Genomic DNA, 17,123 nt, shown 5'->3' on the forward strand with positions numbered 1-17,123 from the left:
TGACGGTTTGGCCGGCAATTGCGTTGGGCACGGCGGATGGGGATTGACAGATGGGCGAACGGATCGGGAGCGCGCCGGTGGCGGGGCTGGCCTCGAAGGACCGCATCACGGCGGAAGATGTCGTCATGCTGCGTCGCGAAGTGTTCGCTGACGGCGTGGTGACGCGCGGCGAGGCTGAAGCACTGTTCGCGCTCGATGCGACAGCGACGGACAAATGCCCGCAATGGCCTGAATTCTTCGTCGAGGCCGTTACCGACTACATCGTCTACCAGGAAAAGCCGGCAGGCTATATCTCTGAAGACAATGCCGGTTGGCTGATCCAGACCATCTCGCGCGACGGAATGGTCGACAGTGTGACCGAACTGGAGCTGCTGGTGCATGTGCTGGAAAGGGCGAAATCATCGCCCGGCCGGCTCTCCGCCTATGCGCTCGAGCAGGTCGCCAACGCGGTGGTCGACGGCAAGGGACCACTGATGCTCGGCTGCGCGCTGGTTCCCGGGCTGGTCGCCAAGGCAGAGGTCGATCTGTTGCGCCGCATTCTCCATGCCTATGGCGGCGACGGTAACATTGCCATCACACGGGTTGAGGTCGAGGTGCTGTTCCAGATCAACGAGCAGACCGCAGCGGCCCACAACGACCCGTCCTGGAACGACCTGTTCGTCAAGGCGCTCGCCAATTTCGTCATGTATTCGGCCGGCTACGAAGCGCCGACGCGCGATGTGGCGCTGCGTCGTGACAGTTTCTTGGACCAGGCCGAGCCCGAAATTGGTGGCTTCTTCAGCCGCATGGTGTCGGGCGGACTGGCCGGCATCATGGAAGCCTATCGTTCGCCCGGCGATATCGAGGCCGAATGGGAGTCGAAGAACCGTGCCGCCGAGGCACTCGCGCGCCGCGCCGAGACGATCGACGCCAGCGAGGCGAAATGGCTGGCCGATCGCATCGGCACCGACCGCCCGCTGCGTGACAATGAACGCGCGCTGCTGACGCTGATCAAACTCGCCTCGCCGGAGATACATCCGGCGCTCAAGCCACTGCTCGACACCGCGCCGTTTTCTGCGACCGTTTTGCAGAGGACGATATTGGAGTGTCTTCAGGCCAATCGCCAAGTTCGGCCACGCGCTCGAAACCGGCTTCCTCAGGCAAGCTCGGTTCGGTCGGAGTCAGATCGTGCTCGGTCAGAATGCGAGGCCATCAAATCCCGCCATACCAGTCATAGCCATTGTCTTCCCAATAGCCGCCGCGGCCGCCGCCGATATTGGCAAAACTGTCGACGAGCTCGATCTTGTAGAGATACTTCGGCATCTTGTAGCCGAGCTGTCGTTCGACGCGCACGCGCAGCGGCGCGCCGTTTTCGACCGGCAGCGGCTTGCCGTTGAGGCCGTAGGCGAGGATCGTCTGCGGGTGGCGGGCATCGATCAGGTCGATGGTGCCGTAATATTTGATTTCCCCGGAGAGGCTGCGATCGATCGTATCGAGGCAGTGGAACATGACATAGCGGGCCTGCGGCTTGACCACAGCCAGGTCAAGCACCAGCGACAGCGGGGTGCCGGTCCATTTGGCGATGCAGCTCCAGCCTTCGACACAGTCGTGGCGGGTGATCTGCGTGCGGCTCGGCATGTTCTCCAACTGCTCGCGGCTGAGCGACAGCGGCTTTTCGATCAGGCCCGTTACCTCCAGCCGCCAGTCGGCGAAATTGTTGGCGAGCAGGCCCTTGTAGGTGTCATCCTCGGGCGCGGTGACGCCGTTCGGCCGCTGCGGCTGGCGGATGTCGGCCTCGGTGAATTCCGGCGCCAGAGCATCGCGGCCGGCAAGCCAGCGTTGCGCGCGGTAGGTCAGGCCATTGGCGTTTTCGAGGAAACTGCGCAGGCCGTCACCCATGCCGAGCTGGCTGTCGAAGGCATCGCAGCCCGACAACATGATGCCGGAAACGCCGAGGCCGGCGCCCGTCAGGAACTTTCGGCGGCTGATCTGGAATTTGGCCATCTCACGCACTCCTCTCGGTGTCGCCATGCCTTGGCGGATCGGTGCGGTACCAGCCGGTGATGATCGAGCGCAGTTCGTTGATCGGGCCGGCGGCGAGGATCATCATCATATGGACGATGAAAAAGCCGACCAGCAGCACCATCACCGTGAAATGGATGGTGCGCGCCGTCTGCCTTCCGCCGAGCAGTTCGTTGAGCAAGGGCAGCACCGAGTTCATGCTCGGCGACATGGCAAGGCCGGTGATGATCATGAGAGGCAACAGCACGAACAGTACGCCGCCATAGGCCATTTTCTGCAGCGTGTTGTATTCGCGTGTGTGGTGGAACCTGAGCTTGGCGTGCTCGATGATGTCCTGCGGCAGCCGCTTGAGATCGTCAAGGCGCGGCGCCAGATCGCGGCGCAGATGGCCGTTGACCAGGCTGGCGACCAGCCAGACGACCAAGGTGGTTGTCAGTATCCAGGCGAAGAAGAAATGCACGACGCGGGCGGTGCCGAGATCGTAATAGGACGGGATTGTCGCCCAGGACGGGAAGGCACGCGACGTTTGCTGCCCGGCCGGGCCCGACCAGCCGAGCACGCCTGTGGTGTCGAAGCGATGGCCGAAGATTTCGGTATAGCCGCGCGGGCCGGTGGCGGTGTTTTCGGCGCCGATGGCAAAGACGGTGTTGTTGTACTCGAAGCCGGATTGCTTGCCGATGTAGAGCTGCGGCCGGGCATTGAAGATCTGCAGGCCGGACAAAAGCATGAAGAACAGCGAGATCGCCCACAGCCAGTGCGTCAGGCGGGTCCAGCGCGATTGCCGGTAGATCAGCGTCGCATCCTTCGTTGAGGCGGCATCGACGCCTGCGCCGGGCTGACTCATGGTAATGGTTTCCATCTTTTCCTCGCCTCCGGCTGCGCGATCCTGGGATGGCCGCGCTCGTCCTTGTCCTCCCAATACGTCGCTATCGAAAGCGATGTTTCATGCGGTCACGTTTTTATTACGGGCACGGGTTTATCGCGGGCACGGATACTCAATTGCCGAGGCTCACCGCGAGATTGACGACGGCGGCGACGATGACGGCGTTGAAGAAGAACGACAGGATCGAATGGACAAGCACCACGCGGCGCATATGCGAGGTCGTGATCGCGGTGTCGGCGGTCTGCGCGGTCATGCCGATCACCGTCGCGAAATAGAGAAAGTCCCAACCGTCCGGCCGTTTGCTGCCGGGAAAATCGAGGCCGCCGACCGGTATCTTCTTCTTGGTTTCGGCATCGATCGCGTCGCCGTCCATCCAGTAGACATGCGCATAGTGGAGGGCGGCCATGGCATGGATGGTGAACCAGCCAAGCGGGATCGACAGCATGGCGAAGCCGAGTTCGATGGGGTCGCGATCCTTGTGATTGATCAAAAGGAACAGCAGGACAATGGCCATGGCGACGATGCCGAGCGTGATGGCAAAGATGCCCAGCACTGGGAGGTCCAGTTCGCGCGCGTTCTTGCTGAGATAGCGGCCGGACAGCAGCGGCATCTTGGCGATGACGAGCGCGATGAAGACGACGAAGAAGGAATCGGCGGCAATCGAGATCGAATAGGCAAGCCGCGTGGAGACGGGGAGCGATCCAATCAAAGGCAATACCGCGGCAAATACGACCAGACCGACGGCTAGCGACACAAAGAACTGCTTGTGCCGCTGCAAGGGGTTATTCGGCGATGTGTCGGCCATAGCCCGACCTCGGATGATGCTTCACGTCTGGTCGGGTGTGACGGATTTCAGAGCCCGCCGCAAGATGCGGTCGAGTTCGCCGAGAAAACGCGAGCGATCCTGTGGCGCAAAGCTGGCATTGTAGCCCTTGCTCTCGCCGGTTTCGCGCAGATGCTGTTTCAAATCGCGCATAGCCACCGCCATGCCGATGGTCTCCGGCGTGAATGGGCGTCCGGTCGGCCCGAGCACATGGGCGCCGAGCGCGACTGTGCGGGCGGCAAGCGGGATGTCGGCTGTGATCACGATGTCGTTGGCCTTGGCATTGTCGACGATCCAGTCGTCGGCGGCGTCGGCGCTCTTGGACACCACGATGTTGCGGATCATCGGATCGCGCGACGGGCGCAGGCCGCCATTGGAGACGTAGGTGACGACGACACCATGGCGCTCGGCGACCTTCTCGACCTCGGCTTTCACCGGGCAGGCGTCGGCGTCGACGTATATGGCGGGTGCGGGCATTGTCTCTCCAAAACGAACATGGGGCCGGCATGTTATCCGGCCCCATGCCAGAAATCTTGGCTTGTCAGGCCGGCAGCGCGCCCGACTTCTTCGCGGTCCAGGTGGCGATATAGTCCATCAGGCCGGGGTTGAGACAGTCATAGGGTTCTAGGCCGATCGACTTCAACTGGCCGCGGATGCCGTCCATCCGCTTCGGGTCGACGCCGGATTCGATGATCGACGAGACGAAAGCGGTGAAGCCCGGCGGCGACCAGCCGTCTTCCTCGAAACGTTCGGGATGGATGAAGGACAGGCCCTTGAACGGATGGTCGCGTTCGACCGGCCCGTGCATGTGGACGCCGCAGCCGGTGCAGGCATGGCGCTGGATCAGCGCCGAGGGGTCGACCACCTTCAGCTTGTCGCCATTCTCGGTCACGGTGACATCGCCGGTGCCGGCGACCGCCACGACCGAGAACACCGCGCCGTCTGGCTTCCAGCATTTGGTGCAGCCACAGGCATGGTTGTGGGCGATCTGGCCCTTGACCTTCACCTTCACCGGCTTGCTGGTGCAGGCACAGACCAGCGTGCCGCCGGCAAAGCTTGCGCTTTCCTTCGGCAGGCCATTGTCGATTTTCGGATGCAGTTTCTCAGGCATTATCTTCCTCCCTTGTTGAACCCATGCAACTACAGTCGCTGGCCCTTCGGTCGGCGGCTTCTTCTCCTCAATAAACGACGACGCTCCTGATTGACTTGCCCTCATGCATAAGGTCGAAGCCCTTGTTGATGTCTTCCAGCTTCAGCAAATGGGTGATCATCGGGTCGATCTGGATCTTGCCGTCCATGTACCAGTCGACGATTTTTGGCACGTCAGTGCGGCCGCGTGCGCCGCCAAAGGCGGTGCCCATCCAGGTGCGGCCGGTGACCAGCTGGAACGGCCGGGTCGAAATCTCCTGGCCGGCGCCGGCGACGCCAATGACGACCGACTTGCCCCAGCCGCGATGCGAGGCTTCCAGCGCCTGGCGCATTACCTTGGTGTTGCCGGTGCAGTCGAATGTGTAGTCGGCGCCGCCGATCTGGTCGGCGCCACGCTTGGTCATGTTGACGAGGTGAGGGACGATGTCGCCGTCGATCTCCTTCGGATTGACGAAATGCGTCATGCCGAAGCGCTCACCCCATTCCTTCTTGTCGTTGTTCAGATCGACGCCGATGATCATGTCGGCGCCGGCAAGCTTCAGGCCCTGGATGACGTTGAGACCGATGCCACCGAGGCCGAACACAACGGCGGTTGCGCCTTGCTCGACCTTGGCTGTGTTGATGACAGCGCCAATGCCGGTGGTGACGCCGCAGCCGATGTAACAGATCTTGTCGAAGGGGGCGTCGGGATCGACCTTGGCGAGCGCGATCTCGGGCAAAACGGTGAAATTGGAGAAGGTCGAGCAGCCCATATAGTGGAAGATCTTGTCCTTGCCGATCGAGAAGCGCGAGGAGCCATCGGGCATCAAGCCTTGGCCCTGCGTGGCGCGGATGGCGGTGCACAAATTGGTCTTGCGCGACAGGCAGGATGGGCACTGCCGGCATTCCGGCGTGTAGAGCGGGATGACGTGGTCGCCCTTCTTGACCGAGGTGACGCCCTTGCCGACATCGACGACAACGCCAGCGCCTTCATGGCCGAGGATTGCCGGAAACAGGCCTTCGGGATCGGCGCCCGACAGGGTGAACTCGTCGGTGTGGCAGATGCCGGTCGCCTTGATCTCGACCAGCACCTCGCCTTCGCGCGGTCCGTCGAGGTCGACCTCCATGATTTCCAACGGCTTTCCGGCGGCGACAGCGACAGCGGCGCGGGTTTTCATCAGGCAATTCCTCCCAAGGCGATTGGTCTTCAGGCTTTCAGGGTTTTTATACCGTTTCAACCCGATTTGGCGACCAAATATGGCGCAAATCTTGGCCCAGTCGTCGGCGAGCCCGATCTTCGCCTCTCGGCACGGGCCTGGCGGGCCGGGAGTGTCTTGATGGGTGCGCTGCCGGCAATGCTTGAGCCCGGCTGCCGAAGCCCATAAGAAGGACGAAAGACCCGAGGAAACGCCTTCGATGTTCACGAAAATCCTGATCGCCAATCGCGGCGAGATTGCTTGCCGCGTCATCAAGACGGCGCGCAGGATGGCGATTGCCACCGTCGCGGTCTATTCCGACGCCGATCGCGACGCCGTGCATGTCGAAATGGCCGAGGAGGCCGTGCATATCGGCCCATCGCCTGCCGCGCAAAGCTATCTCCTGCCTGAGAAGATCATTGCTGCCTGCAAGGAGACGGGCGCGCAGGCCGTGCATCCCGGCTACGGATTTCTGTCGGAGCGGGCCGCCTTCTGCGAAGCGCTTGAGGCTGAGGGCATTGTCTTCATCGGTCCAAAAGCCAGGGCGATCAAGGCGATGGGCGACAAGATCGAATCGAAGAAGTTCGCCAATGCCGCAGAAGTGTCGACGGTACCGGGCTGGCTTGGTGTCATCGAAAATGCCGACCATGCCGAAAAGATCGCCGGCGAGATCGGCTATCCCGTGATGATCAAGGCCTCGGCCGGCGGTGGCGGAAAAGGCATGCGCATTGCCTGGAGCCAGTCGGAAGTGCGCGACGGCTTCGACCGGGCGCGCTCGGAGGCGAAAAGCTCGTTCGGCGACGACCGCGTCTTCATCGAAAAGTTCGTCGTCGATCCGCGTCATATCGAAATCCAGGTGCTGGCCGACGCGCATGGCACCGCCCTCTATCTCGGCGAGCGCGAATGCTCGATCCAGCGTCGGAACCAGAAGGTGGCGGAAGAGGCGCCGTCGCCATTCCTCGATGCCAGGACGCGCAAGGCGATGGGCGAGCAGGCCGTGGCGCTGGCCAAGGCGGTCGACTACCAGAGCGCCGGCACCGTCGAGTTCATCGTCGATGCTGAAAAGAACTTCTATTTCCTTGAAATGAATACACGATTGCAGGTCGAGCATCCGGTGACGGAGCTTGTTACCGGCATCGACCTGGTCGAGCAGATGATCCGTGTCGCCGCCGGCGAGAAGCTGGCGATCGAGCAGAGCGACGTCAAGCTGAACGGCTGGGCGGTGGAAAGCCGGATCTATGCCGAGGACCCCTATCGCAATTTCCTGCCCTCGATCGGCCGTTTGACGCGCTACCGGCCGCCGGAGGAGGGCACGTTCGGCGACATCTTCATCCGCAACGACACCGGCGTCACCGAAGGCTCCGAGATTTCGATGTTCTATGACCCGATGGTGGCAAAGCTCTGCACCTGGGCGCCGACGCGGCTGGCGGCAATCGACGCCATGTCGGAAGCGCTGGACAGTTTCGTCGTCGACGGCATCGAGCACAACATCCCCTTCCTGGCGGCGCTGATGCAGCATCCGCGCTGGCGCGAGGGGCGGATATCGACGGGCTTCATCGCCGAGGAATATCCTGACGGCTTCGCGTCGATCGTGCCCAATGGCGATGAAAAGGCAGTGCTGGCGGCGATCGCCACCGCGGTCGAGCTTCTGCGCCGCGACCGGCTCGACCGGCTGGGCGGGCGGCTGGCGCCGCATTCGGGCGCACTCAAGCGCGATTGGGTGGTGAAGCTCGGCGACGACTATCTCCAGGCTTCGATCATCGAGGGCATGATCTCCATTCCGATGGAAATCGATCTGTCGGTCGATGGCGGCAAAGCGCTGACGGTGGCGTCCGACTGGCGGCCGGGCGACCTCATCTGGCGCGGCACTGTCGGTGCCCGCAAGGTCACGGCGCAGATCAGGCCGCTGCCGAACGGCCTGCGCATCGCCTGGAAGGGCATGTCGGTGACGGCGCGCGCCATGCTGCCGCGAACGGCGGAGCTGGAAAGGCTGATGCCGGAGAAGGTGGCGCCGGACACGTCCAAGATGCTGCTTTGCCCGATGCCGGGCCTGGTCGTGTCGATCGCGGTTGCCGAGGGGCAGGAGGTCAAGGCCGGCGAGACGCTGGCCGTGGTCGAGGCGATGAAGATGGAAAACGTGCTGCGCGCCGACCGCGATCTTGTCGTGTCGAAGCTCAACGCCAAGCCGGGTGACAGCCTGGCTGTCGATGCGGTGATCATGGAGTTCGCCTAGAGATTGTTTGGAAATTCTACTCCGGCGGCCATCTGAAGGTGGTTTCTGCGCTTCCCGTGCTCACGGACCAATGGCCGCTGCGCTCCGGTTCTCGGAACCACCATCATATGACTCGAATTTCGAAACAATCTCTGAGCCGTGCGGCTGGGTACGGAAGCCTGTGGTCGGTGGTCATTTGTGCTGGACTGGCATCGCCCGGTCCGGGACAATACATCTCCATCGACTCAAAGCCCTTCGAGCAATTTGAAACATCATGGCGGATGACAAACTTCCACGCGATCCCCTGAGGCGCGAAGCAGCGCTCGCTGCTGCGCGCCCGGAGGCGCCGGCGCGGCCGTTCATCCATCTGCGGGTGCATTCGGCGTATTCGCTGCTCGAGGGCGCCTTGCAGGTCGCCGCCGTTGTCGGTCATGCCGTCAAGGACGAGTGCCCGGCAATCGCAGTCACCGACACAAACAATCTGTTCGGCGCGCTGGAATTTGCCCAGAAGGCGGTGAAGGAAGGCATCCAGCCGATTATCGGTTGCCAGATCGATCTCGCCTTTTCCGGCGAGACCAGCGACGCGCAGCGCGACCGCCGCCGCCATGGTCCGGAGATGCACGCCGTGGTGCTGCTCGCCGCCACCGAGGCCGGCTACAGCAACCTCGTCAGGCTGGTCAGCCAGGTCTATCTGGAGACGCCGCCGGGCGAGCCCGTGCATCTGACGTCAGCAATGCTGGAAGGCCATAGCGATGGCCTGATCTGCCTCAGCGGCGGGCCGCGCGGCCCGATCGGCCGGGCGCTGAAGGAGGATCGCCGAGATCTTGCCGAGACGCGGCTTCTGGCACTCAAGGCGCTGTTCGGCGACCGGCTCTATGTCGAGCTGGACCGTGTTTCCGGTTATGACCGCGCTATCGAGAAATCATCGGTCGACCTTGCCTATATCCATGATCTGCCGCTGGTCGCCACGAATGAGGCGTTCTTCGCCGCCCGCGACGACTATGACGCGCATGATGCTCTGATCGCCATTGCCGAGGGTTCGGTGGTTGCCGCCGACAACCGTCGCCGGCTGACTTCGGACAATTTCCTGCGCAGCCAGGCGGATATGGCGCGGCTGTTCGCCGACCTGCCGGAAGCGATCGACAACACCGTCGAGATCGCGCTGCGCTGTTCCTATTATCCCAAGACCCGCAATCCGATCCTGCCACGCTTTACCGGCGGCGATGTCGCCGACAATGAGGTGGCGCTGAAAGCGGAGGCCGATGAACTGCGCCGGCAGGCCCATGAAGGTCTCGACGCCCGGCTGGCGGCGCATGGACCCACCGCCGGCTACACGGTCGAACAATACCGCGAGCGGCTCGATTTCGAGCTCTCCATCATCGAGAAGATGAAATTTCCCGGTTACTTCCTGATCGTGGCCGACTTCATCAAATGGGCGAAGGCGCAAGGCATTCCGGTCGGGCCGGGCCGTGGTTCGGGCGCCGGATCGCTGGTCGCTTATTCCACCACCATCACCGATATCGATCCGCTGCGCTTCTCGCTGCTGTTCGAGCGCTTCCTCAATCCGGACCGCGTGTCGATGCCCGACTTCGACATCGACTTCTGCCAGGATCGGCGCGAAGAGGTCATCCGCTACGTCCAGCAGAAATATGGCCGCGACCAGGTGGGACAAATCATCACCTTCGGTACGCTGCAGGCGCGCGCGGTGCTGCGCGACGTCGGCCGCGTGCTGCAAATGCCTTACGGCCAAGTCGACAAGCTCTCCAAGATGGTGCCGCAGAACCCGGCCAATCCGGTCAAGCTGGCGGATGCCATCGCCAACGAGCCGCGCTTTGCCGAGGAGGCCGAGAAGGAGCCGATCGTGCAGACGCTGCTCGATATGGCGCAAAAGCTGGAAGGGCTCTACCGCCACGCTTCGACGCACGCCGCCGGCATCGTGATCGGCGACCGGCCCTTGTCGGAACTGGTGCCGATGTACCGCGATCCGCGCTCCGACATGCCGGTCACCCAGTTCAACATGAAATATGTCGAGCAGGCCGGGCTGGTAAAATTCGACTTCCTCGGCCTGAAGACGCTGACGGTGCTGGAGACGGCGGTGAAGCTGATCCGCCGGCGCGGCATCGAGATCGACCTGGCGACGATCCCGCTCGACGATCCTGAAACCTACGCCATGCTGTCGCGCGGCGAAGTGGTCGGTGTGTTCCAGGTGGAAAGTGCCGGCATGCGCAAGGCGCTGATCGGCATGCGGCCCGACTGCATCGAGGACATCATCGCGCTGGTGGCGCTCTACCGTCCCGGCCCGATGGAGAACATCCCGACCTACAACGCCAGAAAGCATGGCGAAGAGGAGATGGCATCGATCCATCCCAAGATCGACCATCTGGTGAAGGAGACGCAAGGCGTCATCGTCTACCAGGAACAGGTGATGCAGATCGCGCAGGAACTGTCGGGCTATTCGCTCGGCGAAGCCGATCTGCTGCGTCGCGCGATGGGCAAGAAGATCCGCGCCGAAATGGACAAGCAGCGCGAGCGCTTCGTCACCGGTGCGGTCGAACGCGGCGTCGGCAAGCCGCAGGCCGACTTCATCTTCGACCTTCTGGCCAAGTTCGCCGACTACGGCTTCAACAAATCGCACGCGGCCGCCTACGCCGTCGTGTCCTACCAGACCGCCTATCTCAAGGCGCATTACCCCGTCGAGTTCCTGGCGGCGTCGATGACGCTCGACATGGGCAATACCGACAAACTCGCCGATTTCCGCCAGGATGCGCTGCGTCTCGGCATCGAGGTGGTGGCGCCGTCGGCGATGACCAGCTTCCGCAATTTCGAGGTCGGCGAGAACCGCATCTATTATTCGCTGGCGGCCCTCAAGGGCGTCGGCGACGCTGCGGTCGAGCACATCGTCGCCATGCGCGGCGAAAAGCCGTTCAAGAATCTCGCCGATTTCTGTGAAAGGGTCGATCCCAAGATCGTCGGCAAGCGCGTCTTCGAAAGCCTGATCATGGCCGGCGCGCTCGACTGCTTCGGCCACGACCGCGCCCAGATGATGGCCGGCGTCGAACGGATGATGGGGCTGGCTTCGCTGGCGCAGCAGAATGCCATTTCGGGCCAGCACGACATTTTCGGCGCGTCGCTCGGCGCGCAGCAGCAGGCGCTCAATTTGCCGCAGACCGATCCGTGGCTTGCCGCCGACCGGCTGCACCGTGAATTCCAGGTCGTCGGCTTCTATCTTTCGGCGCATCCGCTCGACGAGTACAAGGCGGCCCTGCAGAAGATGCGCGTGCAAAACTGGGGCGAGTTCTCGGCTGCGGTCAAACGCGGTGCCGCCGCGGGCCGGCTCGCCGGCACCGTCACCACCAAGCAGGAGCGCAAGACCCGAACCGGCAACAAGATGGGCGTCATCGCCTTTTCCGACACATCTGGCCAATATGAAGCCGTGCTGTTTTCGGAAGGGTTGGCGCAGTATCGCGATCTGCTCGAGCCCGGACGTTCGGTGGTGATCACCGTTTCGGCCGAGGATAGGCCCGAAGGGGTCAATCTGCGCATCCAGACGGTGCAGTCGCTGGAGGATGAGGCCAGCCGCATCCAGAAGGCGCTGCGCATCTTCGTGCGCGATGCGGCTCCGATCGGCATGCTGGCCGGCCAACTGGCGGTGAAGGGCGAAGGCCAGGTCAGCTTCGTGCTGATCAAGGAGGCCGGCCAAGGCGAGATCGAGATCGAATTGCCCAACCGCTACCGCATCTCGCCGCAAATCGCGTCGGCCATGCGCGCGGTGCCGGGGGTGGTCGAGGTCGAGCTCGTCTAGTCTAGGCTGCGCTGATATACACGGCAGTCGCATCGACGTCGGCCAGTGCATGACGGCCTAAAGATGCTCTGGGCCTGACATTGCAGCCGATAGGGCCAGCGTGCGGGGCGTGGTTGAACTGACCTTCCTTTGAACCACATGCGTTGAGCAGAAACTTCACAGGAACGCACAATCATGCCCAGCCGCGAACGCGTCGAAGCCTTCCTCAAGGAGGTGGTCGAAGGCTGCCACGTCAAGGCGATCGCCGACTTCTACCATGACGATGCCACCATGCAGGAAAATCTCGGCGTCCCGCGGCGGCAAGGAAACACTGATGGCGCATGAGCAGGCAGCACTCGACCGGATCGAGAAGATGCACACCCATCCTGTCCAGACATTCCTGGTCGATGGCGACAATGTCGCCATACGCTGGACCTTCGACCGTGTCGACAAGGCCGGCACCGTGCGCCGGCTGGAAGAGGTGGCCCTGCAGCGCTGGCATGGTGACCGGATTGCGGAGGAGCGGTTCGTCTACGACACCGCCTCGGCCTGGCGCCTCGTGGGGCCGGACGGCAAGGGGTGACGATCACCGGGTCAGGTCATGATGAGATTTGGTTGAAATCTCATCATGATCTAACCCTTTGTTGGAGCATGATCTTTTCCAAAACCGGCACCCACTTTTTGGGATCATGCTCTAGACGGCCCCGGCTGGGACCGTTACGCACTTGTGATGAAGGCAGCCGAGAAGGACGGATTGCAGCAAAACTCAGCGATGGCGCGGCTGCGTGACAGGCTGCGCAAGCTCTATCACGGGCGCACGCCGGCGGCGTTCCGGTTTCAACTGGCGGCGGTCATCATCGACCTCGCCATCATCGCCTTCTTCGTTGCCACGCCGGTGCTCCAGGACAAGCCGTCATTCCTGTGGCTCGACTATACCGTCGCCGCATTGGTCGCCGCCGACCTGATTGCCCGGCTGTTAGCCTCCAACGACATGTTGCGGCTGATGAAACAGCCGACATCCTGGGTCGATGTCTTCATCCTTTTGACGCTGCTGATGCCGACGGCGCTGGCAAATCTGGCGTTCCTGCGCATCCTGCGGCTGTGGTCGCTGTCGCGCAGCGGGTCGCTGTGGCGGCATTTCGAAATGCGTGGCTTGAGGCCCTGGCGCGAGGCGAGCCACGCGGTCATCAACCTGTTGACGTTCCTGTTCGTCATCACCGGCTTCGTCTACACCTTCTTCTTCCGCACCGGCGCCGGCCTCGAAAACTACATTGATGCGCTGTATTTCACCGTTGCCACGGTGACGACCACCGGTTTCGGCGACATCGTGCTGCCGGGGATCGCCGGCAAGCTGACCGCGATCGCCACCATGATCATCGGCATCTCGCTGTTCGTCAGACTGGCGACGGCGATTTTTCGACCCGCCAAGGTGTTCTTTCCCTGTCCGCAATGCGGACTGCAACGGCATGAGCCGGACGCCGTGCACTGCAAGGCCTGCGGGCATCTTCTCAACATACCGGATGAGGGGAATTGACCGACCGCTACGAGGCCGCGACCTCGGCCGGCTTTGGCGCCTTGCGCTGCAGGTTGAGCAGGTTGCCCATCAGGATCAGCAGGGCGCCGCCGGCTGTAAAGATGTCGATCTGTTCGCGGTAGAGCAGCCAGCCGATCAGCGCCGACAGCGGCACGCGCAGGAAATCCATCGGTGAAATCACCGTAGCGTCGGCATAGGTGAGGGCACGCGCCATGCAGAAATGCGACGACATGCCGGTGAAGGCAATCAGCAGGATCCATGGCCAGAGTTCGAGCGGTGGGTTGCGCCATTCATAAAGCGCCGGGATCAGGCCGACCACCGACTGGATGATCAGCATCCAGAAGATGATGCGCACGACACTGTCCGTGCGGGTCAGCGACTTGACCAACACCACCGATACGCCAAAGCACACGGCCGCGCCGAGAACGACGAGGTGACCCGGATCCATGGAGCCGACGCCGGGGCGAACGATGACCACCACGCCGATCAGGCCAAGCACGACCGCCGCAATTTTCGGGCGGGAGAGCCTTTCGCCAAGAAAGGTCACCGCCAGGATCGCGGTCCAGATCGGCGTGGTGAATTCGATCGATATGAGCACCGCAAGCGGGATCAGCGTCAGCGCATAGAGCCATGCCGCCTGGCCCGTATAGTGGATGACATTGCGAGCGATATGGGCCAACGGGCGCTGCGTGCGCATTGCGGCGAATCCGCCGCTCATCGTCACCAGCGGCAACAGGATGAAGAAGCCGATGACCGAGCGCAGTTCCAGCACCTGGAAGACGTTGAGCTCGGCGGTGGTTGCGCGGCCAGCGACTGACATCGCCAGAAACGAGGCGATCGACAGCGCCATCCAGAACGCGGCTTTCGGGATCGATGGGGAAGGTGCCATAGGCGCTATGTCGCAAGCCGGGACTTCTATCGCAACCGTTAGGCGACGCATTCGACTGGGCCAGACCGTAGCAAAAACAGCCATGCCGGAAGTGGAACCTGACGCAACGGCAGGCGTTGGTTCCGGTATTGGCCAATTGCTTGAGGCATCGTTCTTCAACATCAACGGGGGAGAGATTCCGATGAAATCATTCGCGCGGTTTCTGCTAGCCGGCTGCCTGCTAACTGCAAGCGCCACGGCCGATGCCGACGAGGCGAATTTTCTCAGCTCCTTGCAAGGGAATTTCTCCGGCAAGGGGACAGTCAAGGTCACCACCGACGCACCGACGGTGAATGTGTCCTGCACCTTCAATTCCGACGCGACCTCGAGTTCATTGTCGCTTGACGGCAATTGCCGTGGTCTTGTCGTGGTGACGCGCGCCATCAGCGCCAATCTGAAGGCCCGCGGGGCGAAGTATACTGGCGTCTATGTCGGGTCGCGCACCGGGCCGGCACAGCTCGCCGGCAGCCGTTCCGGGAACGCGATCAGTCTCGGCATTCGCTGGGCGGCGGAGGTCAATGGCGATCGCAAGGCGCGGTTGACGGTGGAGAAAACCAGCGGCGACGGAATGCGGTTGACCGTTACCGACGTCGATCCGAAAACCGGCAAGAGCGTGGTGACGAGCCGCATCGATCTCAAGCGTATCTAAGCCGTCTCACTCCTCGATCGGCTCCGGCGGGTTGGGGTTGCGGCCTTTACCGAAGGTGTAGCCGGTTTCCACCGCCTTCTTGCCGAACTTGTCGCGCAGCGTATCGATGGCGCTTTCGGCCATGGCGCGCTTGCGCGAGCCGACGTCGACGAGATCGGGCGGATCGGCCTTCTCGTCATCCGAGAGATCGCTGACACCGATGCCAAGCAGCCGGTACTTTGTCCCGTCCGCCTCCTTGCGCAACAGCTCGAGCCCGGTCTGGAAAATGCGGTCGGCCAGCCGGGTCGGGTCGCCGAGCTGGCGGTTGCGGGTACGCAGCTTGAAATCCTGCGTCTTCAGCTTCAGCACCACGGTGCGCCCGGCAATGCCTGACTTCTTCAGCCGCGCCGAGACCTTTTCCGACAATCCCCTCAGCACTGGAACCAGTTCGCCCATTTCAGCTATGTCGGTGTCGAAAGTGGTTTCGGCCGACACACTTTTCGCATCCTGGTCGGGATCGACACGGCGGTCGTCCTGGCCGCGCGAGAGATGGTAGAGCCGGGTGCCCATCACGCCATAGCGGCGCATAAGATCGGCGCGCTCCATGCGCTGCAACTGGGCGATGCTGCGGATGCCGTCGCGTTCGAGCGTTGCGGCAAAAGCCTTGCCGACGCCCCAGATCAGCGTCACTGGCTGTTCGGCCAGGAAACCCAGCGCCTCGGCTTCGCCGATCACCGAAAAGCCGCGCGGCTTGCGGAAATCGGAGGCAACCTTGGCCAGGAACTTGCAGTAGGAAAGGCCGGCCGAAACGGTGATGCCGATTTCCTTTTCGACGGTCTGCGCAAAGCGCGCCAGCACCACCGCCGGCGGCATGCCGTGCAGGCGCTCGGTGCCGGCAAGGTCGAGAAACGCCTCATCGATGGAGAGCGGCTCGACCAGCGGCGTGAGCGCCTGCATCAAGGCGCGGACATCGCGGCCGACGCGGACGTATTTCTCCATATTGGGCGGGATGACGACCGCTTCCGGACAGGCTTCGAGCGCCTTGAACATAGGCATTGCCGAGCGCACCCCCTTGATGCGGGCGATGTAGCAGGCGGTGGAGACGACGCCGCGCTTGCCGCCGCCGATGATCAGCGGCTTGTCCTTCAGCGCCGGATTGTCGCGCTTTTCGATCGCCGCATAGAAGGCGTCGCAATCGATATGCGCCAGATGCAGTTGGTAGAGCTCGGGATGGCGGGTGAGTCGAGGGCTGCCGCAACGCTCACAGCGCCTGGTATCGCTGCGCTGAAAGGTCAGGCAGTCGCGGCAAAAACCGTGCTCGGGATTGTTGACAGGGGCCGCCATCGCTGCGAACATAAAGAGAACAGATGCAATGGTACGTCAGGACGGAAGCCGCCACAAGCGGTTAGCCGGGAGAGAACTCATGAGCACCACCATAGCGCCGCTGGCGCCTGACCTATGGGCGGATTTCGAGGATCTTTTCGGCAAGCAGGGCGCCTGTTACGGCTGCTGGTGCACGCATTTCCGGATGGCGCCGGCGGTCCGACGGGCCAGCGACAAGCAGCGCAACAAGGATCATATCAAGGCGCGTATCGAGGCCGGGCCGCCGCCGGGGCTTTTGGCCTTCGAGGACGGCCAGGCGGTCGGCTGGATGCAGATCGGTCCACGCGCCGACGTGCCCGAATGGAACAATCGGGGCCGGGGCTCGGCGCCGGTCGATCCAACCGACGCCGTAGATCCCGGCGTCTGGGCCATCTCCTGCTTCTTCATCCGCGCCAGCGCGCGCGGCCGGGGCGTCAGCCACCGCCTGGTCGAGGGCGGCATCGCTTTTGCCCGCCAGAACAAGGCGCGGCTGGTCGAGGCGTGTCCGATCGACGTGTCGCGCGATTCGCGTTCGATCGGGCTGTTCGTCGGCTCGTCGCGTGTGTTCGAAAGGGCCGGCTTCGAGCGGCTTGTCGAACGCAAGGCCGGACGGCCGCTGATGCGGCTGGTGTTGTAGTCTAATTACC

At 62.8% G+C, this 17,123-nt stretch carries 15 protein-coding genes and 1 pseudogene; 8 read left to right on the plus strand and 8 right to left on the minus strand.

The window, feature by feature from the left end; translation table 11 throughout:
- Positions 1-50: 50 nt before the first annotated feature.
- Positions 51-1,040, plus strand: a pseudogene (locus X750_RS1000000167640) (hypothetical protein); the annotation flags it as partial.
- Positions 1,041-1,191: 151 nt separating this feature from the next.
- Here the strand turns inward: X750_RS1000000167640 and X750_RS139420 are convergent.
- The 6 genes from X750_RS139420 to X750_RS139395 form a co-directional block, all read right to left on the minus strand.
- Positions 1,192-1,983 (minus strand): molybdopterin-binding protein, encoded by a 792-nt coding sequence (locus X750_RS139420; protein WP_023744809.1) that lies wholly within the window; start codon positions 1,981-1,983, stop codon positions 1,192-1,194.
- A 1-nt stretch (position 1,984) separates the two neighbouring features.
- Complete coding sequence (locus tag X750_RS139415; RefSeq protein ID WP_023748529.1) at positions 1,985-2,860, minus strand: cytochrome b/b6 domain-containing protein; 876 nt, start codon at positions 2,858-2,860, stop codon at positions 1,985-1,987.
- A gap of 136 nt (positions 2,861-2,996) precedes the next feature.
- Positions 2,997-3,689 (minus strand): DUF1345 domain-containing protein, encoded by a 693-nt coding sequence (locus tag X750_RS139410; protein WP_023688301.1) that lies wholly within the window; start codon positions 3,687-3,689, stop codon positions 2,997-2,999.
- Positions 3,690-3,710: 21 nt separating this feature from the next.
- On the minus strand, positions 3,711-4,184 hold the full coding sequence (locus tag X750_RS139405) for a YaiI/YqxD family protein (RefSeq protein ID WP_023681585.1): 474 nt from the start codon (positions 4,182-4,184) through the stop codon (positions 3,711-3,713).
- A 64-nt stretch (positions 4,185-4,248) separates the two neighbouring features.
- Complete coding sequence (gene gfa, locus X750_RS139400) at positions 4,249-4,818, minus strand: S-(hydroxymethyl)glutathione synthase (RefSeq protein ID WP_023748530.1); 570 nt, start codon at positions 4,816-4,818, stop codon at positions 4,249-4,251.
- Positions 4,819-4,885: 67 nt separating this feature from the next.
- Positions 4,886-6,013, minus strand: coding sequence for an S-(hydroxymethyl)glutathione dehydrogenase/class III alcohol dehydrogenase (locus X750_RS139395; RefSeq protein ID WP_023748531.1), 1,128 nt, complete (start codon positions 6,011-6,013; stop codon positions 4,886-4,888).
- Between the two features lie 238 nt (positions 6,014-6,251).
- Between X750_RS139395 and X750_RS139390 the strand changes: the two genes are divergently transcribed.
- From X750_RS139390 to X750_RS139380, 5 genes are all read left to right on the plus strand, one after another.
- Complete coding sequence (locus X750_RS139390) at positions 6,252-8,264, plus strand: acetyl/propionyl/methylcrotonyl-CoA carboxylase subunit alpha (RefSeq protein WP_023748532.1); 2,013 nt, start codon at positions 6,252-6,254, stop codon at positions 8,262-8,264.
- A gap of 253 nt (positions 8,265-8,517) precedes the next feature.
- Positions 8,518-12,045 (plus strand): DNA polymerase III subunit alpha, encoded by a 3,528-nt coding sequence (dnaE, locus tag X750_RS139385; RefSeq protein WP_023748533.1) that lies wholly within the window; start codon positions 8,518-8,520, stop codon positions 12,043-12,045.
- Between the two features lie 174 nt (positions 12,046-12,219).
- Positions 12,220-12,369, plus strand: coding sequence for a hypothetical protein (locus X750_RS1000000166540; RefSeq protein ID WP_198021007.1), 150 nt, complete (start codon positions 12,220-12,222; stop codon positions 12,367-12,369).
- Complete coding sequence (locus tag X750_RS1000000166545) at positions 12,359-12,607, plus strand: hypothetical protein (RefSeq protein ID WP_198021008.1); 249 nt, start codon at positions 12,359-12,361, stop codon at positions 12,605-12,607. The genes X750_RS1000000166540 and X750_RS1000000166545 overlap by 11 nt, the downstream gene beginning before the upstream one ends.
- Positions 12,608-12,754: 147 nt before the next feature.
- On the plus strand, positions 12,755-13,558 hold the full coding sequence (locus X750_RS139380) for a potassium channel family protein (RefSeq protein ID WP_023701195.1): 804 nt from the start codon (positions 12,755-12,757) through the stop codon (positions 13,556-13,558).
- A 7-nt stretch (positions 13,559-13,565) separates the two neighbouring features.
- Here X750_RS139380 and X750_RS139375 read toward each other — a convergent pair whose 3' ends face one another.
- Positions 13,566-14,447: a DMT family transporter gene (locus tag X750_RS139375; protein ID WP_023748534.1), complete on the minus strand. Its 882-nt coding sequence runs from the start codon at positions 14,445-14,447 to the stop codon at positions 13,566-13,568.
- A 181-nt stretch (positions 14,448-14,628) separates the two neighbouring features.
- On the opposite strand from X750_RS139375, the gene X750_RS139370 reads away from it, so the two are divergent.
- A complete protein-coding gene (locus X750_RS139370; protein WP_023741461.1) occupies positions 14,629-15,135 on the plus strand; it encodes a hypothetical protein in 507 nt (168 codons plus the stop codon).
- 6 nt (positions 15,136-15,141) lie between these two features.
- Here the strand turns inward: X750_RS139370 and X750_RS139365 are convergent, their stop codons facing one another.
- Complete coding sequence (locus tag X750_RS139365) at positions 15,142-16,470, minus strand: DNA polymerase IV (protein WP_023748535.1); 1,329 nt, start codon at positions 16,468-16,470, stop codon at positions 15,142-15,144.
- A gap of 67 nt (positions 16,471-16,537) precedes the next feature.
- Between X750_RS139365 and X750_RS139360 the strand changes: the two genes are divergently transcribed.
- A complete protein-coding gene (locus X750_RS139360; protein WP_023667578.1) occupies positions 16,538-17,113 on the plus strand; it encodes a GNAT family N-acetyltransferase in 576 nt (191 codons plus the stop codon).
- The last annotated feature ends 10 nt before the right edge of the window (positions 17,114-17,123 follow it).

Source organism: Mesorhizobium sp. LNJC391B00 (assembly GCF_000502535.1).
Lineage (GTDB): Bacteria > Pseudomonadota > Alphaproteobacteria > Rhizobiales > Rhizobiaceae > Mesorhizobium.